We start from the raw sequence: 21,499 nt of genomic DNA on the forward strand, positions 1-21,499 counted from the left end.
GGGGGAGACAGGGATGCCATCCGGAATCAGCAATATCGCTTACCTGGGCGCCAGCGCGCTCTTCATCCTCAGCCTGAGCGGCCTGAGCCACCCCGACACCGCGCGCCGCGGCAACCTGCTGGGCATTGCCGGCATGGTGATCGCGGTACTGACCACCGTGCTGGCGGGCAGCCCCGACGGCATCGCCATCATCATCGGCGCGATGCTGGTGGGTGGTCTCGCGGGTGCCATGCTGGCCAAGCGCGTGGAAATGACGCAGATGCCGCAGCTGGTGGCGGTGCTGCACAGCTTCGTCGGCCTGGCCGCGGTGCTGGTGGGTTATGCCAATTACCTCGATGCGCACGTGCTGACCGGCGCGGAGAAGGCCATCCATGAAGTGGAGACCTACCTCGGCATCCTGATCGGCGCGGTCACGTTCACGGGCTCGATCATCGCCTTCCTGAAGCTGCAGGGCACCATGGGCGGCAAGCCGATGCTGCTGCCGGGCCGGCATGCCTTGAATGCCATCGCGCTGCTGGTGTGCGTGTGGCTGGGCTATGCCTTCCTGAGCGCGCCCGACGCGCAGCAGGGGCTGGTGCCGCTGGCGGCGATGACGGTGATTGCGCTGCTGGTCGGTGCGCACCTGGTGCTGGCCATCGGCGGCGCCGACATGCCGGTGGTGGTGTCGATGCTCAACAGCTATTCAGGCTGGGCCGCCGCGGCCACCGGCTTCATGCTGGGCAACGACCTGCTGATCATCACCGGCGCGCTGGTGGGATCGAGCGGCGCCATCCTCAGCTACATCATGTGCAAGGCGATGAACCGCAAGTTCCTGTCGGTGATCCTGGGCGGCTTCGGCGCGGTGCAGGCGCAGGGTGCGGCGACAGAGCAGGGCGAGGTGCTGCCGGTGTCCAGCGAGGAAGTCGGCAACCTGCTCAAGGACGCCAGCGACGTGATCATCGTGCCGGGCTACGGCATGGCGGTGGCGCAGGCACAGGGCACCATCAGCGAGATCGCGCGGCGGCTGCGGGCGCAGGGGGTCAATGTGCGCTTCGGCATTCACCCGGTGGCGGGCCGCCTGCCCGGGCACATGAACGTGCTGCTGGCCGAGGCGCGCGTGCCGTACGACATCGTGCTGGAAATGGAAGAGATCAACGAGGATTTCGAGAAGGCCGACGTGGTGCTGGTGGTGGGCGCCAACGACATCGTCAACCCCGGCGCGCTGGAAGACCCCGGCAGCCCCATTGCCGGCATGCCGGTGCTGGAGGTCTGGAAGGCGCGCACCGTGGTGGTGTCCAAGCGCAGCATGGCGGCGGGTTATGCCGGCGTGGACAACCCGCTGTTCTACAAGGACAACACGCGGATGTGGTTCGGCGACGCCAAGGGCAGTGTCGATGCCTTGCTGAGGCAGCTGGAGGAAGCGCCGGCCTGAGACGAGCCTCCCGGATCCATTTCCGCTTTGTTCAGTCCACCGTCGCCCCGGCCGTTGCGGGGCGAAGGCAGGCTTCATTGCCTGCCCGGATCCAGGGCATCTGGTCGGATGCCCGGCTACAGGCGAGTCGCGGCGGATGTCCCGCGCGGCGATTCACGCCAGTTCCGCTTTATATAAATGATCGTGAATAGATACGATAAAAAACTTTAAGGACACTCAAATTAAGCTTGATGTAGCATAAATTCACGACTTCATGTGCCGCAATGCCAGGCCTGACTAGTTGTGAGAAGGGCAACCCACACGGCCCTGATGTGCCCGTCGAGGCACAGGCAAACAGTACCAGGAGACAAGACAAATGGCGCAATATGAAGCATCGGCCCCTGCCGGTCACGGCAAAGTGAACGGGCGTGGACTGCAGAACCGTTGGATCCAGCTTGCAATCGGCGTGGTGTGCATGGGGCTGGTGGCGAATTTGCAGTACGGCTGGACCCTCTTCGTGTCACCGATGGACGCCAAGCATCATTGGGGCACGTCCGCCATCCAGGTGGCATTTTCCATTTTTATCGTGACGGAAACCTGGCTGGTGCCGCTGGAAGGCTGGCTGGTGGACAAGTTCGGCCCGCGCCCCGTAGTGGCGGGCGGGGCGATCTGTGCCGGACTGGCATGGGTGATGAATGCCTATGCGACTACGTTGCCGGAGCTCTATGCGGCCGCTGTGATTGCCGGCATCGGCGCGGGCGGCGTCTACGGGACCTGCGTCGGCAATGCGCTGAAGTGGTTCCCGGACAAGCGCGGTCTCGCGGCTGGCCTGACGGCGGCCGGCTTCGGCGCCGGCGCGGCGATCACGGTGATCCCCATCGCCAATATGATCCAGAGCTCGGGCTATGAAAAGGCCTTCCTGACCTTTGGCATCCTGCAAGGCGTGTGCATCTTCGTGCTGGCGCTGCTGCTGGTGAAGCCCAAGGCGCCCAAGGGTGCGGTGGCAGCCAAGGCGGTACTGACCAACCCGGTCGAGTTCTCGCCGGGGCAGATGGTGAAGACGCCGGTGTTCTGGCTGATCTACGTCAGCTTCGTCGCGGTCGCGGCGGGCGGGATCATGGCGACGGCGCAACTTGGGCCCATCGCCAAGGACTTCGGCTTCGCCTCGATGCCGGTGACGATGCTGGGCATGACGCTGCCGCTGCTGACCATGACCTTGTCGATCGACAACTTGTGCAACGGCTTTACGCGGCCCTTGTGCGGCTTCCTGTCGGACAGGTTCGGGCGCGAGAACACCATGTTCGTGATCTTCATCGGCGAGGGACTGGCGCTGCTCGGGCTGATGCAGATGGGCCACAACCCGTACTGGTTCATGTTCTTCGCCGCGCTGACCTTCCTGTTCTGGGGCGAGATCTTCTCGATCTTCCCGGCCTTGTGCGCCGATACCTTCGGCAGCAAGTTCGCGGCGGCCAATGCGGGTACCCTGTACACGGCGAAGGGCACGGCGGCGATGGTGGTGCCGCTGGCGTCGATCCTGTCGGCATATGGTGGCTGGGGAGCGGTGTTCTCGGTGGCGGCCGTGGTGACGATTGCGGCAGGGATCTCGGCCAAGGTGTTCCTGGCGCCCATGCGCAGGCGCTTTATCACCGGGCATTGCGAGGCAGTGCGCGTGTCCGATGCGGCCTTCCTGGCCAGCGCATCTGCGCGCCAGGGCGACTAATCCGGGTGTGACGGGTTGGGGGAAGCCTGGTGAAGTCGGCCGGGCTTCTGGCTGAGGCCAGCCCACATTCCTGTTCTAGTCGGGGGAGCGCTGGCATTCGGAAAGATGTCAGCACCTGGCAAAGCGTTCCAGAGGGCTATATTGCCGCTGGAAATCTGGTATGTAATATATCTAAGTGCGTTTCGCAGGCGAGATTTCCAGGCCTCCGCATGGCTGAAAATCTGTGCCGATTACGCATGAATGGCGCACTTTCCGGAATTACGCTGATTTGGGCGTAGTTGCCTGCAGGATTGCTGCGCCGCACCGACGAAAGTTGAGCTTTTAGTGGAAATTCCTCTTGTGTCGTTATGATATATCACATACCGTATGTCATTAAGACCGGTCGAACGGGCCGGCAGAGGTTGAAGTAAGGGGATACCCCCGCGCACTACGAACAGGAGTCCCCGAGGGGTCCAAGCCTCTCCGAAGTCGTAGCGAAGCGGGCCGAGAGCACCACCGCGGAAGCCCCCTGAAACAGAAGAATTCCAACCCCAGTCAATTTGTATAGAAGGAAGCAACCATGGCAGAAGTCGGAAACGAGCTGCAGCGTCACGCCGCGGAAGAACATCAGGCACAAACCGATGGTTTTCATCTGGTCATCGACGCGCTCAAGCTGAACGGCATTGAAAACATCTACGGCCTGCCCGGCATTCCGGTCACCGATCTGGCTCGACTGGCGCAGGCCAACGGCATGCGCGTCATCAGCTTCCGCCACGAGCAGAACGCAGGCAACGCCGCAGCGATTGCCGGCTTTATCTCGCAAAAGCCGGGCGTTTGCCTGACCGTGTCCGCCCCCGGCTTCCTGAACGGGCTGACGGCGCTGGCACATGCCACCACCAACTGCTTCCCGATGATCCTGATCAGCGGCTCGAGCGAGCGCGAGATCGTCGATCTGCAGCAGGGTGACTACGAAGAGATGGACCAGCTGGCCATCGCCCGTCCGCACGCCAAGGCTGCCTTCCGCGTGCTGCACGCTGAGGACATCGGTGTCGGTATCGCACGTGCCATTCGTGCCGCCGTGTCGGGGCGCCCGGGCGGCGTGTATCTGGACCTGCCGGCCAAGCTGCTGGGCCAGTCGCTGGAAGCCGAGAAGGGCAAGAAGTCGCTGATCAAGGTGGTGGATCCGGCCCCGCGCCAGCTGCCGGCACCGGACTCGGTCGACCGCGCCGTGGAACTGCTGAAGAACGCCAAGCGCCCGCTGATCCTGCTGGGCAAGGGTGCCGCCTATGCACGTGCCGACGCAGACATCCGCGCGCTGGTCGAAAAGACCGGCATTCCGTACCTGCCGATGTCGATGGCCAAGGGCCTGCTGCCCGACACGCACCCGCAATCGGCCTCGGCCGCCCGCTCCTATGTACTGGCCGAAGCTGACGTGGTGATGCTGGTCGGCGCCCGCCTGAACTGGCTGCTCGCGCACGGCAAGGGCAAGACCTGGGGCGGCCCGAAGCAGTTCATCCAGATCGACATCTCGCCGACCGAGATGGACAGCAACGTCGCCATCGCCGCGCCGGTGGTGGGTGACATCGGCTCGTGCGTGTCGGCGATCCTCGGCAAGGTTGGCAACAATTTCGCCAAGCCGCCCGCCGAATGGCTGAACGCGGTGTACGAACGCAAGGACAAGAACCTGGCGAAGATGGGCGAGCTGCTGAACAAGGACGTCTCGCCAATGAACTTCCACAGCGCGCTGCGCGTGCTGAAGGATGTCATCAAGGCCAATCCGAGCATCTCGTTCGTCAACGAAGGCGCCAACACGCTGGACTACGCCCGTGCCGTGATCGATATGTACGAGCCGCGCAAGCGCCTCGACGTGGGCACCTGGGGCGTGATGGGCGTGGGCATGGGCTACGCGGTCGCCGCGGCGGTCGAGACCAGCAAGCCGGTGCTGGCGCTGTGCGGTGACAGTGCGTTCGGTTTCTCGGGCATGGAAGTCGAGACCATCTGCCGCTACAACCTGCCGGTCTGCATCGTCATTTTCAACAACAACGGCATCTACAAGGGCATCGATGTGAATCCGACCGGCGGCAAGGATCCGGCGGTCACGACGTTTGTCCCGGGCGCGCGCTACGACAAGATGATGGAAGCGTTCGGTGGCGTCGGCCACAACGTCACCACGCCGGCGGAACTCGAAGCCGCGGTGAACGAAGCCCTGCGCTCGGGCAAGCCCACGCTGGTCAACGCCGTCATCGACCCGGCTGCGGGCACCGAAAGCGGTCGTCTGACCAATCTGAATCCGCAAAGCTCGGCCAAGAAGTAATTCACCCGAATTTCACCCCTCTAATCCAATAGGAGAGCGAAAGTGAACCTCCCACTCAACGGCATCAAGATCATCGACTTCACGCACGTCCAGGCCGGTCCCGCCTGCACGCAGCTTCTCGCGTGGTTCGGCGCGGACGTGATCAAGGTCGAGCGCCCGGGTTCCGGCGACGTGACGCGCACCCAGTTGCGCGACATCCCGGATGTCGATGCGCTGTACTTCACCATGCTCAACAGCAACAAGCGCAGCCTGACGCTGGATACCAAGAAGCCGGAAGGCAAGAAGATCCTGGAGCAGCTGATCCGCGAATCGGACGTGCTGGTCGAGAACTTCGGCCCGGGCGCGCTGGACCGCATGGGCTTCTCGTGGGAGCGCATCAACGAGCTGAACCCCAAGATGATCGTGGCTTCGGTCAAGGGCTTCAGCGACGGCCACCACTATGAAGACCTGAAGGTCTATGAGAACGTGGCACAGTGCGCCGGCGGCGCGGCCTCGACCACCGGCTTCTGGGACGGCCCGCCGACGGTGTCCGCCGCCGCGCTGGGCGATTCCAACACCGGCATGCACCTGGCCATCGGCATCCTGACCGCCCTGATCGGCCGCGACAAGACCGGCAAGGGCCAGAAGGTGGCCGTGTCGATGCAGGACGCGGTGCTGAACCTGTGCCGCGTCAAGCTGCGCGACCAGCAGCGCCTGGACCGCCTGGGCTACCTGGAAGAGTACCCGCAGTATCCGCACGGCAGCTTCAGCGACGTGGTGCCGCGCGGCGGCAACGCGGGCGGCGGCGGCCAGCCGGGCTGGGTGCTGAAGTGCAAGGGCTGGGAGACCGATCCCAACGCTTATATCTACTTCACCATCCAGGGCCATGCGTGGGAGCCGATCTGCAAGGCGCTGGGCAAGCCGGAATGGATCTCCGATCCCAATTACGCCACGGCCAAGGCGCGCCAGCCGCATATCTTCGATATCTTCAACACCATCGAGGAATGGCTGGCCGACAAGACCAAGTACGAGGCCGTGGATATCCTGCGCAAGTTCGACATCCCGTGCTCGCCGGTGCTGTCGATGAAGGAAATCGCCGACGACCCGTCGCTGCGCGCCAGCGGCAGCATCACCGAGGTCCCGCACAAGGAGCGTGGCACCTACCTGACGGTGGGCAGCCCGATCAAGTTCTCCGACCTGAAGCCGGAGATCACCGGGTCGCCGCTGCTGGGCGAGCATAGCGACGAGGTGCTGGCCGGCCTGGGCTACGGTGCGGACGACATCAAGCGCCTGCGCGAGTCCCAGGTGATCTGACGCTGCCCGCCGGCACGTGTGCCGGTGCGTACGCCGGGGCCTCGCGCACAGCGGGCCCCGGCGTTTTTGCTTGCAGCGGCGCTATGTGGCAGGCTACCTTGATGGCAACGACAGGCCGGCACTGACCGGCGCTGGTGATAACGAAAGGGAATCCCCATGACAGACCAGATCGACTACGCGCAACTGGTGTCCGCCATCGGCGACGCCATCATCATCTCCGACGCCAAGGGCGCCATCACACTGTGGAATCCCGCCGCCGAGCGCATGTTCGGCTTTACACAGGCCGAGGCCATGGGCCAGTCGCTCGACCTGATCATCCCGGAGCGCCTGCGCGGGCGGCACTGGGAGGGCTACGACAAGACCATGGCGACCGGCATTACCCGCTACGGCCACGACCTGCTCAAGGTGCCCGCGGTAGACAAGGATGGCAAGTCCATGTCGATCGCCTTCACCGTGGCGCTGCTCAAGGACGGCGGCGGCGCGGTGACCGGCATCGTCGCGGTAATCCGTGACGAGACCGTGCGCTTCCAGGAGGAGCGGGCGCTGAAGAAGCGGTTGGTGGAACTGGAAAACCAGGTCAAGGAACAGGCCTGAGGCGCCTGCGGCGGTTCCCGCTGTTCCCCATTTGCGCAGCGGTTCCAGCCGGGGCCGCCGCGCACGTCTCGTTTTTCTCCCCGAGTATTCCGAATAGATAGCCAGAGAGCGCTCGCTGCTTTGCCGTGGCCGATCATCGCTTCGGCTTGGCAATGAGTTATGCCAGCAGGCACATTACTATCCCCCAGGTGCGGAATGAGCAATGGCTCAAAAGCAGCTGCCGACAGGGATTCCGGTGTTATTCAGGCCGCGCAAGCGCATCAAGCGGCTGGTCCGCCCGGCAGTCAAGGCAGAAGAGGCGGACCTGGCCTGAGGGACTTGCAGAGCAAACAAAAAAAGGCGAGGCCGCTCGCGCGCCTCGCCGTGAACCGATCGGACCCGCTCAGTTGAGATGGCCGACCGCGCGCAGGTATTCGTTCTTCTTCTCGAAGATCAGTCCGCTCAGGAAGGCGGCGTCATAGGCGGCCAGCAGGTGTGCGTGATGTTCCTCGATATAGCGGGCCACGCGCGCCTTCTCGCATTCGATGCCGCACAGCCATTCATACATCTCGGCGTCCCAGCGGAAGCGCAGGCCCAGTTCGATAAAGGCAGCGTTGTAGGCGGCGAGCTGGGTTTCGCGCGGGATGGGTTGGTTGTCAGCGCCGACGGTGATGGCGGCGTGGCGGCTTTCCTGCTGGACTTGGTTCATGCTGGTCTCCTCGAATGCGCGCTGGCGGTTGGGTTGAGACAAGCATAGGGAGATCGAATGATTTACGATAATTAAAGTTTCATAGCAAAACCATAAGCAATCGTTTATGCATTCGTTTATGCATTAAGGCGGATCAGTCCTTCCACGCCCGTGATCCGCTCGATTAGCCCGGCCCCTTCTTCCATCAGGAACTGCTTGAACGCCAGCGCCACCGGCGGCAGCCGCTTGTTCTTGCGGTGCACCACATACCAGTTAAGCATGACCGGGAAGCCTTCGATATCCAGCACCACCAGCTTGCCGGCCTGCAACTCCAGGCCGACGGTATGCGCGGACAGGAAGGCGATGCCCATATTGGCGATCACCGCCTGCTTGATGGTCTCGGTGCTTTTGATCTCCATGGCGATGCGCATGTTCGACAGCCGGCCGGCAAAGCCTTCCTGCATCGAGTTCCAGGTATCCGAGCCTTTCTCGCGCGAGACAAATGCTTCATCCGCCAGCTCGGCAAGCGGGATATTGCGCTGGCCCACCAGCGGATGGCTGGGCGCGGCGACGATGACATAGGGGTGGGGGGCAAAAGCCTCGTTGATGGTGTCCATGCCCTCGGGCGGGCGCACCATCACTGCCAGGTCGGTGAGGTTGCCGGCCAGCTGGTGCAGCAGTTCCTCGCGGTTGTGCACGGCCAGGTTCAGCGTCACGCCTTCATGGCGGTCCATGAATTCGGCCAGCAGGCGCGGAAAGAAGTAGTCGCCGGCGCTGATCACCGCGACATTGAGCCGGCCGCCGGAGATGCCCTTGAGCTGTGACATGGCGTCTTCGGCCTCGCGGAACTGCTGGATGATGCTGCGGCTGTAATGGAGCATTTCATGCCCCGCCGGGGTCAGGTAGATCTTCTTGCCGAGCTGCTCGAACAGCGGCAGCCCCACGTGGTGCTCCAGCTGCCGCACCTGGGTCGATACCGCGGGCTGCGTCAGGTGCAGTTCCTCGGCTGCGCGTGAAAAGCTCATGTGGCGGGCAACGGTCTCGAAGACCTTCAGTTGCCGCAGCGTGGCGTTCTTCATCCTCGTCCCGTGCGATATATAAACGATTGACTATATAAACGATAAAAAACTTTATGCAGTGCTGATCTTAGATTCAAGTAGCATCAATTGTCAGATCTGCATGCCTCGCCTCGAATCCCGCACTCCGATTTGCGCAGGAGCCGCCAATGGCCACAAGGATGGCCGATAACGACGATGGCTGCCTACAGCCACGAAAAAAATAAAAGGAGACTACCGTGACCGGACTGAATGCAACGGTGCGTGCACCACGCCCCCCCGCCATGCCTGACGACAGGCTTTGCCTCAGCCACGCCGGCGCCGGGCAGGGAGGCAGGTTATGAATATCTCGCTTCCCCAACTGAAAGCATTTGCCGCGGTGGCGCGGCACAAGAGCTTTACGCGCGCAGCGGTTGAACTGGGCCTGACGCAGTCCGCCGTCAGCCGCAGCGTGCGCGAACTGGAAGAAGAAATCGACCAGCGGCTGTTCGACCGGACCACGCGCCAGGTGGAGCTGACCGACGCGGGCCAGCACCTGTCGCAGCGCATCTGCCACCTGATCGACGAAGTGGAGCAGACCCTGCGCGACAGCCAGAGCGCCAGCCGCCCTTGCCAGGGCCTGGTGCAGATTGCCTCGGACCCGGTGCTCAGTTCGATGTCGCTGCCGACGTGGCTGGCCGGTTGCCGGCAGGCATGGCCAGCGATTGCCATCCACCTGAAGGACCGCTCGCAGGAGTCGGTGCTGCAGAGCGTGCGCAGCGGCGAGGTGGATTTCGGCATCGCGACCGATCCGCGCGCCGGTGACGACCTTTATTGCGAGCCGCTGTGCGTCGACGCCTATCACGCCGTGCTGCCCGCGAAACATCCCCTGGCCCAGCACGACACGGTAGGGTGGGGCGACCTGAGCGATGCCAGCGTGCTGACGCTGGACCAGCAGAGCGGCATGCAGCCCGCGGTGGAAAGGGCGCTCAGCAGTTACCACGTGCGTGCGGGCTCGCTGCAGCTGCTCGGCCATTTCGCGGCAGTGTTCGGCATGGCGGCGCTGGGCCTGGGCATCGGCGTGCTGCCGTCGCGGGCGCAGGCTGGCGGCATGCATCCGGCGGCGGTGATGCGGCCGCTGCGCCCGCAGGTCACCTCGACGGTCATGCTGGTGCGGCGCAAGGGCCGGTCCCTGAAGCCCAATGCTGCAGCCATCTGGGATGCCTTGCGCGGCCAGGAGTACCAGGAGCCGCCTGTCAGCCACCGCGAAACCACCCTGGTGTGAATCCACCGTCTCATCGAATGTCCGTTGTTGTATTGGTGCAAAGCTGACACTGATATATCACATACAGGATATTTACACATACTGCGGCGCAGCATATAATGAAAACTCCTGATCACAACACTATTGGAGTTTTCAAATGGAAGTCGCTCTTCTCCTCGCGCTTGGCCTGGGCCTGATTGCTGTCGGTGTCGGCGTGACCACGCTGCTGGCCACGCGCCTGCCGATGGACGTGCTGGTGACCGCGCAGGAGCATGGTCGCTTCGCCGGCCTGGGCTCGAAGCAGGAAAGCGATGGCGTGGGCCGTGCCAGCCCGTCGCGCATCGTGCCCGCCGCCGGTGAGCTGGCCTACGCGTAAGGCACGCGCCTTGCGCGCTGAACAGCGCCTTTGGCAAGGGTTGTAGCGGCCGGCATCCCTTGTAGCAGTATCAGGCGGCATCTCGCTGCCACACGGTTGGCTCCTGAGTTGCGGCATTTGCCGCGAGCGCAGGGCAGGGTTCTGCGCGAACCTGCGGCCGCCACCATCTTCCTGCCGATCGCTGCCAGCGGTCACCACGCGCAATCTTGCCTGCGCCACCCATCCCAAACTCTCCCGCAGTGCCAGCGACGCCCCTGTGTCGTCGTTCTCAAGTCCATACATTCGTCACCAGACATTAATGTATGCATCTAGGGACTTTCCCGAACTGATAGTTTTCCCGGTTTCTTCCCAGGCGCGATCCCCGGCATTCTTGCGGACGCCCGTAGCCGGCCGATTGATGTGCCGGCGTAAGGCAACTGCTTGATTTCCAAGGACTCCGGATGCTATCGGGCCAGCCATTGATGCGGTGTGCGCAACAGTCCATCTGCGGCAGGGTTTGGCCGGGCGTGACGGACCGCAGCGCAATGCTGCGGGGCCGCGACAAATACGCTTGACTTGCATGATATATCACATACCGTATAGCACTAGAACGGCTCAGCTGTTCTTCGACTAAGAGTCACGCAGAGGCGTCTACAGGCGCCCATCTTCCACCTTGGCGGCATGCCGCTAAAAGGAGACATCATGGAATTGCAGCAAAGGGAGTCCACGTCGCGCTTTGCGTCGCCGTGGGTGCAATTGGCATTCGGCGTGATTTGCATGGCGATGATCGCCAACATGCAGTACGGCTGGACGCTGTTCGTCAACCCGATCGACGACAAGTACCACTGGGGCCGCACCGCGATCCAGGTGGCATTCACCATCTTCGTCGTAACGGAAACCTGGCTGGTGCCGATTGAAGGCTACCTCGTCGACAAGTACGGCCCGCGTCCGGTGGTGGTGGGCGGCGGCCTGCTGTGCGCCATTGCCTGGGCACTGAATTCGGTGGCGTCATCGCTGCCGATGCTTTACTTCGCGGCCGCCATTGGCGGTGTCGGCGCGGGCGCGGTGTACGGCACCTGCGTGGGCAATGCGCTGAAGTGGTTCCCGAATCGCCGCGGGCTTGCCGCGGGGATCACCGCGGCGGGCTTCGGCGCGGGTTCGGCGATGACCGTGGTGCCCATCGCCAACATGATCAAGACCTCGGGCTATGAAGCCACGTTCCTGTGGTTTGGCCTGGGCCAGGGCCTGATCGTGTTCCTGCTGGGGCTGGCCCTGTATCCGCCGTCGGCCAAGATCCTGAGCGAGGTCAAGTCGACCCTGAAAGCAGCCGCTACCTACAACGCCACGCCGCGCCAGGTGCTGAAGTCGCCGATCTTCTGGATCATGTACGCGATGTTCGTGATGATGGCCGCAGGCGGCCTGATGGCCACCGCGCAGCTCGGCCCGATCGCCAAGGACTTCGGCCTGCATGACTCGCCGGTGTCGATTCTGGGCCTGACGCTGCCGGCGCTGACCTTCGCGCTGACCATCGACCGCGTGCTCAATGGCCTGACGCGGCCGTTCTTCGGCTGGATTTCTGACCACATCGGCCGTGAGCGCACCATGTTCTTCGCCTTCGCGGTGGAAGCCGTGGGCATCCTGCTGCTGTCCAGGTACGGCCACAATCCGGTTGCCTTCGTGGTGCTGACGGGCGTGGTGTTCTTTGCCTGGGGCGAGATCTACAGCCTGTTCCCGGCCACCTGCGGCGACACCTTCGGGCCGAAGTTCGCCGCCACCAACGCGGGCCTGCTGTACACCGCCAAGGGCACCGCCGCGTTGCTGGTACCGTTCTCCAGCGTGATCACGGCTGCCACCGGCGACTGGCACGCGGTGTTCATGCTGGCCTCCGGCATGGCTGCGCTGTCCGCGTTCCTGGCGCTGTTCGTGCTCAAGCCGATGCGCGAAGCCCATGCCCGCAAGCATGTGCATGCCAATGCCTCGGCACCGATGGGCTACCGCACCGTGCCGGAAGACCTGACCTGATGAAGAAAGCAATACGGCGCCCTGGCGCCGGCAGGACCCGGACGTGGCGGCCGCGAGGCCTGCACAGGCGCCACGCCCGGTAGCACAATACGAAAAGTAAAAGAGCGACAGGAAGGCGGCCCGCCGGGCGCCTTCCTGATCGCACTTCAGATTCCCGCAAACAGAATCCAGGCATGCCATGAACCAGGTAGTCATTCCTCTCGAAGCGACGGGGCTAGGCCGGCAGCGCAAGCGCCGCCAGCCCAAGGGCCGCCAGGTCGACGCCGCCGCGCTGGCCGAAGTGCGCGTGGCGCTGGGCGACATGCCGCGCCGGCGCGACCTGCTGATCGAACACCTGCACTGCATCAACGACCGCCACGGCCAGCTGGCGATGCCGCACCTGGTGGCGCTGGCCAGCGAACTGCGGCTGTCGATGACCGAGGTCTATGAGGTGGCCACCTTCTACCACCACTTCGACGTGGTCCGCGAAGATGCCGACGGCCGGATCGCGCCGCCGCCCACGCTGACCGTGCGCGTGTGCGAAGGCATTGCCTGCGAGCTGGCGGGCGCGCAGTCGCTGATCGACAAGCTGCCGGCGCTGCTCGGCACGGACGTGCGCGTGGTGGCCGCGCCCTGCATCGGCCGCTGCGAGAAGGCGCCCGCGGCGCTGGTCGGGCAGAACCCGGTCGACGTAGCGACCGCCGAGGCCATCGACGCCGCCGTGCGGGCCAAGGCCGTGCGCCATGCGCCCGAGCCCTATATCGATTACGACGCTTACCAGCAGGGCGGCGGCTATGCCTTGCTGAAGTCCCTCGCCAGCGGTGAGCTGGACCCGGCCGCCGTGCTGTGCACGATGGAGGACTCCGGTCTGCGCGGCCTGGGTGGCGCGGGCTTCCCGGCCGGACGCAAATGGCGCATCGTGCGGAACGAACCCGCGCCCCGGCTGATGGCGATCAACATCGACGAAGGCGAGCCCGGCACCTTCAAGGACCGCGTCTACCTGGAGCGCGATCCGCACCGCTTCCTGGAGGGCATGCTGATCGCGGCGAGCGTGGTCAACGTGTCTGCAATCTATATCTACCTGCGCGACGAATATGCCGGTTGCCGCGCGCTGCTGACTGAAGAACTACGACGGCTGCAGCAGGACCCGCCCATCCCCGGCCTGCCGAAGATCGAACTGCGCCGCGGCGCCGGCGCTTATATCTGCGGCGAAGAGTCGGCCATGATCGAGTCGATCGAAGGCAAGCGCGGCATGCCGCGGCTGCGTCCGCCCTATGTGGCCCAGGTGGGCCTGTTCGGCCGGCCGACGCTGGAGCACAACTTCGAGACCCTGTACTGGGTGCGCGACATCATCGAGAAGGGCGCCGAGTGGTTTGCCTCGCAGGGGCGCAACGGGCGCAAAGGGTTGCGTTCGTTCTCGGTGTCCGGCCGCGTGAAACGTCCCGGCGTGCACCTGGCGCCGGCTGGCATCACCGTGCGCGAGCTGATCGACGAATACTGCGGCGGCATGCTCGATGGCCACGCGTTCTACGGCTACCTGCCGGGCGGCGCGTCGGGCGGCATCCTGCCGGCGTCGATGGGCAATATCCCGCTGGATTTCGACACGCTGCAGCCCTACGGTTGCTTTATCGGCTCGGCCGCGGTGGTGATCCTGTCGGACCAGGACAGTGCCACCCAGGCAGCGCGCAACCTGATGCACTTCTTCAAGCATGAGTCGTGCGGGCAATGCACGCCGTGCCGCAGCGGCACAGCCAAGGCGCTGGACCTGATCCGGCAGCCAAAGTGGGACCTGGCGGCGCTGGATGACCTGTCCGCGGTGATGCGCGATGCATCGATCTGCGGATTGGGGCAGGCCGCGCCCAATCCCGTCGACTGCGTGATCAAGTACTTCCCGCAAGAACTGGCCTGATGCCGGCCCGAGCCTGAGAGACAGTCATGAATGCACTGACCCGCGCCGAACGCGCGCTTGTCGAATCCTCCGAGCCAGCCGTCACCTTCACGCTCAATGGCCGTGAAGTGAGCGCGCGGCCTGGCGAGAGCCTGCTCAAGGTGGCCCAGCGCGAAGGCTTTGACGTGCCGCACCTGTGCTACAAGGACGGCCTGGAGCCGGCCGGCAACTGCCGCGCCTGCATGGTCGAGATCCAGGGCGAGCGCGTGCTGGCCCCGTCCTGCTGCCGCTATCCTGCTGCAGGCATGCAGGTCCAGACCGAGTCCGAGCGCGCCCGCCGCGCCCGGCGCACGGTGCTGGAGCTGTTGCAGTCGGACATGCCGGAGGCCGAGTACACCCGACACAACGAGCTGGACCAGTGGGCCGCGAAGCTGGAGCTCGGCAAGCCGCGCTTTGCCCCGCGCGAACGCGTGGCGGCGGATTTGTCGCACCCGGCCATCGCCGTCAACCTGGATGCCTGCATCCAGTGCACGCGCTGCCTGCGCGCCTGCCGCGACGAGCAGGTCAACGACGTGATCGGCCTGGCGCTGCGCGGCAACGAGGCCCGCATCGTGTTCGACATGGACGACCCCATGGGCGCGTCGACCTGCGTGGCCTGCGGCGAATGCGTGCAGGCGTGCCCCACCGGCGCGCTGATGCCGGCGCGCGACGCCGCCCTGGCGGTGCCGGACAAGCAGGTGGACTCGGTCTGCCCCTACTGCGGCGTGGGCTGCCAGCTGACCTACAACATCAAGGACAACCGCATCCTGTTCGTGGAAGGGCGCGATGGCCCGGCCAACCACGAGCGGCTGTGCGTGAAAGGCCGCTACGGCTTTGACTACGTGCAGCACCCGCAGCGCCTGACGGTGCCGCTGGTGCGCCGCGAAGGCGTACCCAAGCAGGGCGATTTCGTCATGGACCCGGACCATGTCATGGACGTGTTCCGCGAGGCCACCTGGGAAGAGGCACTGGCGCTGGCCGGCGGCAGGCTCGCGCAGATCCGCGACACCCACGGCAAGCGCGCGCTGGCGGGGTTTGGCTCGGCCAAGGGCAGCAATGAAGAGGCCTACCTGTTCCAGAAGCTGGTGCGCACCGGCTTTGGCAGCAACAACGTCGACCACTGCACGCGGCTGTGCCATGCCTCGTCGGTGGCGGCGCTGCTGGAAGGGATCGGCTCGGGCGCGGTATCGAACCCGGTGATGGATGTCGACAAGGCCGAGGTCGTAATCGTGATCGGCGCCAACCCGACTGTGAACCACCCGGTGGCGGCAAGCTGGATCAAGAACGCGGTGAAGAACGGCACCAGGCTGATCGTGGCCGATCCGCGCCGCTCGGACCTGGCGCGCTTTGCCCACCGTTTCCTGCAGTTCAAGCCCGATGCCGATGTGGCGCTGCTCAACGCGATGATGCATGTCATCGTCACCGAGGGACTGGTCGACCAGGACTTCATCGACAGCCGCACCATCGGCTTTGACGAGCTGCAGCGCAATGTGGCGGCGTACAGCCCGGAGCTGATGGCGCCGGTGTGCGGCATCGAGGCCGAGGTGATCCGTGAAGTCGCGCGGCTGTATGCCACGTCCAGGGCGTCGATGATCCTGTGGGGCATGGGCGTGTCGCAGCACGTGCATGGCACCGACAACGCGCGCTGCCTGATCGCGCTGGCGCTGATGACCGGCCAGATCGGCCGCCCCGGCACCGGCCTGCATCCGCTGCGCGGCCAGAACAACGTGCAGGGTGCATCCGACGCCGGCCTGATCCCGATGATGTATCCGGACTACCGCCGCGTGGACGATCCGCTGGCGATCGCCAGCTTCGAGGCGCTGTGGGGCATGCCGCTGGACCGCCAGCCCGGCCTGACCGTGGTCGAGGTGATGCAGGCGATCGAGCGCGGCGAGGTGCGCGGCATGTACATCATGGGCGAGAACCCGGCCATGTCCGACCCCGACGCCGAGCATGCGCGCGAGGCGCTGGCCGCGCTCGACCACCTGGTGGTGCAGGACATCTTCCTGACCGAGACCGCCTACCTGGCCGACGTGGTGCTGCCGGCCTCGGCCTTCCCGGAGAAGACCGGCACCTTCACCAACACCGACCGCACCGTGCAGCTCGGCCGCCAGGCGCTGGATCCGCCGGGACAGGCGCGCCAGGACCTGTGGATCATCCAGCAGATGGCGGCGCAGCTCGGGCTGGACTGGCACTACGCCGGCGTGGCCGACGTCTTCGACGAGATGCGCCAGGCCATGCCCAGCATTGGCGGCGTGACCTGGGAGCGGCTGGAGCGCGAGCACGCCGTGACCTATCCGTGCACGAAGGAGGGCGACCCGGGCGAGCCAGTGATCTTTGTCGACAGCTTCCCGACCGCCACCGGCCGCGGGCGCTTCGTGCCGGCCGATATCATCCCGGCGGCCGAACGGCCCGATACCGACTACCCGATGGTGCTGATCACCGGCCGCCAGCTTGAACACTGGCACACCGGCAGCATGACGCGGCGCGCCGGCGTGCTGGACGCGATCGAGCCCGATCCGGTGGCGCTGGTGCATCCGCTGGACCTGGACGCGCTGGGCGGCAAGCCGGGCGACGTGGTCACGCTGGCATCGCGCCGCGGCGAAGTCACGCTCTATGCACGTGCCGATGCCGGCACGCCACGCGGTGCGGTGTTCGTGCCGTTCTGCTACTACGAGGCCGCGATCAACAAGCTGACCAACGCGGCGCTGGATCCCTTCGGCAAGATCCCGGAGTTCAAGTACTGCGCGGTGAAGATGGTGCTGGGCGGCGCGGCGCCGGAGCAGTCGAGCTACGGCGGCGGGCAGATCCTGGCGGTACAGGATCTGCGGCAAGCCGGTGCTGAGGGGAGCTGACGCAAGACAGCGCGTTGCCGGGTTTCTCCCCTCTCCCTTTTGCGGGAGAGGGGGACCCAGTCGGGCATCCGGAATCGAAAGCACCTGGCAAGCCTCAGCCCATCTTGCCGAGGATGTCCTGCATCTCGTCGGTATTGAAGGCGCGCAGGGTTTGCGTGCGCACGTTGCCCTCGGCGCCAATGGTCAGCCCGAAGCTGGTCATGGTGGCGTCGTCGGGCGCCTCGACGGTGATCACGATGTCGTATTCGCCCAGCGTCCAGTAGATGTCCTTCATCTGCACGCCCAGGCGCGCCCCCATCTCGCGCACGGCGGCGGCGCGCTTGGTGGTGTCCTTGACGGCGCGGATACCTTGGTCGGTGAAGCTGGCCAGCACGATGTAGCGGGTCATGGCGGGACCTCCTGTTATGGTTGGATCGGTCGACGTCCCGGCTGTGCGCACGGCGCAATGGGCCGGGGCAGTGGTTCAGGGCTTCGGAGCGTGGCGAGGCGCGAATGGCATGGCGCCTCGCCGTTATGCGTCCCGATGCCTGAGCAAGTTCGCGCCGACGCATATTGCGCGCCAGTTGGCGCGGCAGGCCGGTATGCGGACCGCGGGCGCGCGGTCGGCGGCTACACCTGACGAGTGTGTTTCAGCTGCGATACTGCGCGCGGCTCAGTCCTGTGGGCCGGCGCCATCCACGCTGTCGGGCGTGTCGAGCGCTCGCATGTTGTCCAGCAACTTGAGCAGGTAATGCAGCGTATGCGTCAGGTCATTGGTGGAAAACCCCGTCAACGCCTGCTCGTAATACGCACGAATCTTCGGCTGCGCCTGGTGCAGCCAGACCTCGCGGCCCGGGTCGCTCATCCGTATCAGGCGTGAGCGGCGGTCGCGGCCGTCCGGCGCCAGCGTCACGTGCCCGTCGCGTTCCATCCGGCTGACCAGTCCTGACAGGTTCTGCCGGGTCACCATCAGATAGCGGGCCAGGTCGCCCACGCTCATGCCATCGGCGGCTTCCGGACGCGACAGCGCGCCGAGCACGGCCCACTGCTGCGTCGTCAGGCCTTCTGCCTCGACGGCTCGTGATCCCGTTTTATGCAACATATTTGCGCATTGGTACAGCCGGAAGAAAAGCCGGTTGGCCAGTTCCATGCGCGCGGTTGTCGGGAGTTCTGCTCCTGCTTCGGGGTTAACCATAGTCTTTTCCATAGGATCGATGTCTTGCGCAGGCTGCGGCTGCCACCTATTATAGGTAAACATGTTTACCTAATTGAGTGTGCGATGTGACGGCGTCATGGCCGGCACGATAGCACCGGAACCCTGAAAGGAGAACGCTGTGCAAGGACTTGAAGGCAAGACGGTCATTGTGACCGGTGGTGGCGGTGGTATCGGCGGCGCAACTTGTTTGCGCTTTGCCCGTGCGGGGGCGGCAGTGGGCGTGCTTGACCTGAACCCGGCAGCGGCGGAGCGCGTCGCCGGCCAGATCGGCGAGGCCGGCGGGCGCGCGCTGGCGGTCCGGTGCGATATCACCGATCGCGCCAGCGTGGATGCGGCGGTGGCGGCGGTGGAGCAGGGACTGGGTCCGGTGGACGTGCTGGTCAACAACGCCGGCTGGGACGTGTTCAAGCCGTTCGTGAAGACCGAGCCGGCGCAATGGGAGCGGCTGATCGCCATCAACCTGACCGGCGCGCTGCATATGCACCACGCGGTGTTGCCCGGCATGGTCGGGCGCCGGCGCGGGCGCATCGTCAATATCGCTTCCGACGCGGCGCGCGTGGGCTCGTCCGGCGAGGCGGTCTACGCAGCGTGCAAGGGCGGGCTGGTGTCGTTCTCCAAGACCATCGCCCGCGAACACGCGCGCCACGGCATCACCGTCAACGTGGTGTGCCCGGGGCCAACCGAGACCGCGCTGTTCGAGGACTACAAGCAGGGTGCGGGCAACCCCGAGAAGCTGGTCGAGGCCTTTACCCGCTCGATCCCGCTCGGCCGCATCGGGCAGCCGGACGACCTGCCTGGCGCGGTGCTGTTCTTCGCCAGCGACGACGCCGGCTTTATCACCGGCCAGGTACTGAGCGTATCGGGCGGCCTGACCATGAACGGCTGAGCCCGCAAGACAACACCACACCACATCACGGAGACCACCATGCAATATGAAGACATCCTGTACGAAGTGCGCAACGGCGCCGCCTGGATCACCATCAACCGCCCGGAAAAGATGAACGCCTTCCGCGGGCGCACCTGCGACGAGCTGATCCACGCCATCAACCGCGCCGGCTATGACCGTGAGATCGGCGCCATCGTGCTGGCGGGCGCCGGCGACAAGGCCTTCTGCACCGGCGGCGACCAGTCCGCGCATGAAGGGCAGTACGACGGGCGCGGCACCATCGGCCTGCCGATGGAAGAGCTGCACAACGCCATCCGCGATGTGCCCAAGCCGGTGATCGCGCGGGTGCAAGGCTATGCCATCGGCGGCGGCAACGTGCTGTGCACGATCTGCGATTTCACCATCGCCTCGGAGAAGGCCGTGTTCGGCCAGGTAGGGCCCAAGGTCGGCTCGGTCGACCCGGGCTATGGCACCGCTTTCCTGGCGCGCGTGGTCGGTGAGAAGAAGGCGCGCGAGATCTGGTACCTGTGCCGCCGCTACCCGGCCGCCGAGGCGCTGGCGATGGGGCTGGTGAACGCGGTGGTGCCGCATGAGCAGCTCGACGCGGAAGTGCAGAAATGGTGTGACGAGATCCTGGACAAGAGCCCGACGGCCGTCGCCATCGCCAAGCGCTCATTCAATATGGACACCGCGCACCAGAGCGGCATTGCCGGCATGGGCATGTACGCGCTCAAGCTGTATTACGACACCGAGGAATCGCGCGAAGGCGTGAAGGCCTTCCAGGAAAAGCGCAAGCCCGACTTCCGCAAGTACGCCAAATAAGCCTGGACCACGCGAAGACAGCCATGAATCCCTATCTTGACGAAGACCTGATGGCGCTGGCGGAACACGCGCGCCGCTTTGCCGACGCGCGCGTGGCGCCCGGCTACCTGGAGCGGGACCAGACCCGCGTGCTGGACCGCGCGCTGATGCGCGAGATGGGCGAGATGGGCTTTATCGGGCCCGAACTGCCCGAGGCCTGCGGCGGGCAGGGCATGGGCTCGCTCGCGGCCGGCGTGATCCATGAAGCGGTGGCGCGCGCCGACCTGAGCCTGTCGTATATCAATCTGCTGGCCTCGCTCAACGGCCAGATCCTGGCGCAGCACGCGCGTCCTGAGATCGGCGCACCCTGGCTGCAGCGGCTCACGCGCGGCGAGGCGCTGCTGGCGATCGCGCTGACCGAGCCGCGTGGCGGCTCCGACGCGGCCAACCTGCGCCTGCGCATGGAGCGCGACGGCGACGCCTATGTGCTCAATGGTGAGAAGACTTCGATTTCCGCCGCCGACCAGGCCGATGCCGCAGTGGTCTTTGCCCGCACCGGCCCGGTCGATGCCGGCGCGCGCGGCGTCTCGGCCATGCTGGTGCCGATGGACCTGCCGGGCATCACCCGCAACCGCTTCGACTGCCACGGCCAGCGCGCCATCGGCCGCGGCTCGATCTTCTTCGAGAACGTGCGCGTGCCGGCCAGCCACCTGCTGGGCCAGGAAGGCGAGGGCTTCGTGCAGGTGATGCAGGGCTTCGATTTCTCGCGCGCGCTGATCGGCCTGCAGGTGCTGGCGGTGGCGCAGGCCGCGCTGGACGAGACCTGGGCCTACGTGGCCGAGCGCCAGGCCTTCGGCAAGCCGCTGTCGGCCTTCCAGGGGGTATCGCACCCGCTGGCCGACTTCCAGACCCAGGTGACCGCGGCCCGCCTGCTGTGCCTGCAGACGCTGTGGCTGAAGGACCATGGCCTGCCGCATACCGCCGAGGCGGCGATGTGCAAGTGGTGGGCGCCCAAGCTTGCTTACGACGTGGTGCACCAGTGCCTGCTGTCCTTCGGCCACGGCGGCTATGACCGCGGCGTGATGGAGCAGCGCCTGCGCGATGTGCTTGGCTTCCAGATCGGTGACGGCACCGCGCAGATCATGAAGACCATCATTGCCCGCGGGCGCGCCGGGCGCGAAGCCGTGCCGGCCTGAAGCAGCGGTCGCACGCGACATCGCACAA

17 protein-coding genes are annotated in these 21,499 nt (G+C 65.3%); 13 read left to right on the plus strand and 4 right to left on the minus strand.

The features are described from left to right. Positions 1–13 precede the first annotated feature (13 nt). The 5 genes from pntB to ACZ5MJ_RS30455 all read left to right on the plus strand — a co-directional run bounded on the left by pntB (position 14) and on the right by ACZ5MJ_RS30455 (position 7,290). On the plus strand, positions 14–1,411 hold the full coding sequence (gene pntB / locus ACZ5MJ_RS30435; protein ID WP_464224733.1) for a Re/Si-specific NAD(P)(+) transhydrogenase subunit beta: 1,398 nt from the start codon (positions 14–16) through the stop codon (positions 1,409–1,411). Between the two features lie 355 nt (positions 1,412–1,766). After that, positions 1,767–3,110, plus strand: coding sequence for an oxalate/formate MFS antiporter (oxlT, locus tag ACZ5MJ_RS30440; protein WP_464224734.1), 1,344 nt, complete (start codon positions 1,767–1,769; stop codon positions 3,108–3,110). Between the two features lie 559 nt (positions 3,111–3,669). Beyond that, entirely contained in the window at positions 3,670–5,403 is a 1,734-nt protein-coding gene (gene oxc / locus ACZ5MJ_RS30445) for an oxalyl-CoA decarboxylase (RefSeq protein WP_464224735.1), read from the plus strand. A gap of 42 nt (positions 5,404–5,445) precedes the next feature. Further along, positions 5,446–6,696 carry a formyl-CoA transferase gene (gene frc / locus ACZ5MJ_RS30450; protein ID WP_316157033.1) on the plus strand — a complete coding sequence of 417 codons (1,251 nt, stop codon included), beginning with the start codon at positions 5,446–5,448 and terminating at the stop codon, positions 6,694–6,696. A gap of 156 nt (positions 6,697–6,852) precedes the next feature. Then, the gene (locus tag ACZ5MJ_RS30455) at positions 6,853–7,290 is read left to right on the plus strand and encodes a PAS domain S-box protein (protein ID WP_464224736.1); all 438 of its coding nucleotides are present in this window, start codon (positions 6,853–6,855) and stop codon (positions 7,288–7,290) included. A 382-nt stretch (positions 7,291–7,672) separates the two neighbouring features. On the opposite strand, the gene ACZ5MJ_RS30460 is transcribed toward ACZ5MJ_RS30455, so the two are convergent. Together ACZ5MJ_RS30460 and ACZ5MJ_RS30465 are read right to left on the minus strand one after the other, a co-directional pair. Further along, positions 7,673–7,978 carry an HAD family hydrolase gene (locus ACZ5MJ_RS30460; RefSeq protein WP_078200422.1) on the minus strand — a complete coding sequence of 102 codons (306 nt, stop codon included), beginning with the start codon at positions 7,976–7,978 and terminating at the stop codon, positions 7,673–7,675. Between the two features lie 116 nt (positions 7,979–8,094). After that, positions 8,095–9,036, minus strand: coding sequence for a LysR family transcriptional regulator (locus tag ACZ5MJ_RS30465; RefSeq protein WP_464224737.1), 942 nt, complete (start codon positions 9,034–9,036; stop codon positions 8,095–8,097). Between the two features lie 316 nt (positions 9,037–9,352). Here ACZ5MJ_RS30465 and ACZ5MJ_RS30470 point away from each other — a divergent pair, with 316 nt between their 5' ends. From ACZ5MJ_RS30470 to fdhF, 5 genes are all read left to right on the plus strand, one after another. Then, entirely contained in the window at positions 9,353–10,276 is a 924-nt protein-coding gene (locus tag ACZ5MJ_RS30470) for a LysR family transcriptional regulator (protein WP_464224738.1), read from the plus strand. Positions 10,277–10,412: 136 nt separating this feature from the next. Then, positions 10,413–10,631 carry a hypothetical protein gene (locus ACZ5MJ_RS30475; RefSeq protein ID WP_464224740.1) on the plus strand — a complete coding sequence of 73 codons (219 nt, stop codon included), beginning with the start codon at positions 10,413–10,415 and terminating at the stop codon, positions 10,629–10,631. Positions 10,632–11,312: 681 nt separating this feature from the next. After that, a complete protein-coding gene (oxlT, locus tag ACZ5MJ_RS30480; RefSeq protein WP_464224741.1) occupies positions 11,313–12,632 on the plus strand; it encodes an oxalate/formate MFS antiporter in 1,320 nt (439 codons plus the stop codon). Between the two features lie 178 nt (positions 12,633–12,810). Next, positions 12,811–14,520, plus strand: a complete 1,710-nt coding sequence (locus ACZ5MJ_RS30485) for an NADH-ubiquinone oxidoreductase-F iron-sulfur binding region domain-containing protein (protein WP_464224742.1) — start codon at positions 12,811–12,813, stop codon at positions 14,518–14,520. A 26-nt stretch (positions 14,521–14,546) separates the two neighbouring features. After that, entirely contained in the window at positions 14,547–17,393 is a 2,847-nt protein-coding gene (gene fdhF / locus ACZ5MJ_RS30490; RefSeq protein ID WP_464224743.1) for a formate dehydrogenase subunit alpha, read from the plus strand. Between the two features lie 94 nt (positions 17,394–17,487). On the opposite strand, the gene ACZ5MJ_RS30495 is transcribed toward fdhF, so the two are convergent. Next, on the minus strand, positions 17,488–17,781 hold the full coding sequence (locus ACZ5MJ_RS30495; protein WP_464224744.1) for a GYD domain-containing protein: 294 nt from the start codon (positions 17,779–17,781) through the stop codon (positions 17,488–17,490). A 264-nt stretch (positions 17,782–18,045) separates the two neighbouring features. Further along, on the minus strand, positions 18,046–18,567 hold the full coding sequence (locus ACZ5MJ_RS30500) for a MarR family winged helix-turn-helix transcriptional regulator (protein WP_464226652.1): 522 nt from the start codon (positions 18,565–18,567) through the stop codon (positions 18,046–18,048). Positions 18,568–18,706: 139 nt separating this feature from the next. On the opposite strand from ACZ5MJ_RS30500, the gene badH reads away from it, so the two are divergent. Genes badH through aliB form a run of 3 tightly spaced genes read left to right on the plus strand, consistent with a single transcriptional unit; the run spans position 18,707 to position 21,471 of the window. Further along, the gene (gene badH, locus ACZ5MJ_RS30505; RefSeq protein ID WP_464224745.1) at positions 18,707–19,474 is read left to right on the plus strand and encodes a 2-hydroxycyclohexanecarboxyl-CoA dehydrogenase; all 768 of its coding nucleotides are present in this window, start codon (positions 18,707–18,709) and stop codon (positions 19,472–19,474) included. A gap of 39 nt (positions 19,475–19,513) precedes the next feature. Continuing rightward, positions 19,514–20,296, plus strand: a complete 783-nt coding sequence (gene badI, locus ACZ5MJ_RS30510) for a 2-ketocyclohexanecarboxyl-CoA hydrolase (RefSeq protein WP_464224746.1) — start codon at positions 19,514–19,516, stop codon at positions 20,294–20,296. A gap of 23 nt (positions 20,297–20,319) precedes the next feature. Then, a complete protein-coding gene (aliB, locus tag ACZ5MJ_RS30515) occupies positions 20,320–21,471 on the plus strand; it encodes a cyclohexanecarboxyl-CoA dehydrogenase (RefSeq protein ID WP_464224747.1) in 1,152 nt (383 codons plus the stop codon). The last annotated feature ends 28 nt before the right edge of the window (positions 21,472–21,499 follow it).

It is taken from the genome of Cupriavidus sp. LA-1, from assembly GCF_055385985.1.

Excerpts from the sequence above, each read along its gene's own strand:
- ACZ5MJ_RS30460 (WP_078200422.1), bottom strand. The coding sequence starts at position 7,978 with ATGAACCAAGTCCAGCAGGAAAGCCGCCACGCCGCCATCACCGTCGGC.
- pntB (WP_464224733.1), top strand. The coding sequence starts at position 14 with ATGCCATCCGGAATCAGCAATATCGCTTACCTGGGCGCCAGCGCGCTC.
- oxlT (WP_464224741.1), top strand. The coding sequence starts at position 11,313 with ATGGAATTGCAGCAAAGGGAGTCCACGTCGCGCTTTGCGTCGCCGTGG.
- oxc (WP_464224735.1), top strand. The coding sequence starts at position 3,670 with ATGGCAGAAGTCGGAAACGAGCTGCAGCGTCACGCCGCGGAAGAACAT.
- ACZ5MJ_RS30495 (WP_464224744.1), bottom strand. The coding sequence starts at position 17,781 with ATGACCCGCTACATCGTGCTGGCCAGCTTCACCGACCAAGGTATCCGC.
- aliB (WP_464224747.1), top strand. The coding sequence starts at position 20,320 with ATGAATCCCTATCTTGACGAAGACCTGATGGCGCTGGCGGAACACGCG.
- ACZ5MJ_RS30485 (WP_464224742.1), top strand. The coding sequence starts at position 12,811 with ATGAACCAGGTAGTCATTCCTCTCGAAGCGACGGGGCTAGGCCGGCAG.
- ACZ5MJ_RS30470 (WP_464224738.1), top strand. The coding sequence starts at position 9,353 with ATGAATATCTCGCTTCCCCAACTGAAAGCATTTGCCGCGGTGGCGCGG.
- oxlT (WP_464224734.1), top strand. The coding sequence starts at position 1,767 with ATGGCGCAATATGAAGCATCGGCCCCTGCCGGTCACGGCAAAGTGAAC.
- ACZ5MJ_RS30500 (WP_464226652.1), bottom strand. The coding sequence starts at position 18,567 with ATGGTTAACCCCGAAGCAGGAGCAGAACTCCCGACAACCGCGCGCATG.
- ACZ5MJ_RS30475 (WP_464224740.1), top strand. The coding sequence starts at position 10,413 with ATGGAAGTCGCTCTTCTCCTCGCGCTTGGCCTGGGCCTGATTGCTGTC.
- ACZ5MJ_RS30455 (WP_464224736.1), top strand. The coding sequence starts at position 6,853 with ATGACAGACCAGATCGACTACGCGCAACTGGTGTCCGCCATCGGCGAC.
- ACZ5MJ_RS30465 (WP_464224737.1), bottom strand. The coding sequence starts at position 9,036 with ATGAAGAACGCCACGCTGCGGCAACTGAAGGTCTTCGAGACCGTTGCC.
- badI (WP_464224746.1), top strand. The coding sequence starts at position 19,514 with ATGCAATATGAAGACATCCTGTACGAAGTGCGCAACGGCGCCGCCTGG.
- fdhF (WP_464224743.1), top strand. The coding sequence starts at position 14,547 with ATGAATGCACTGACCCGCGCCGAACGCGCGCTTGTCGAATCCTCCGAG.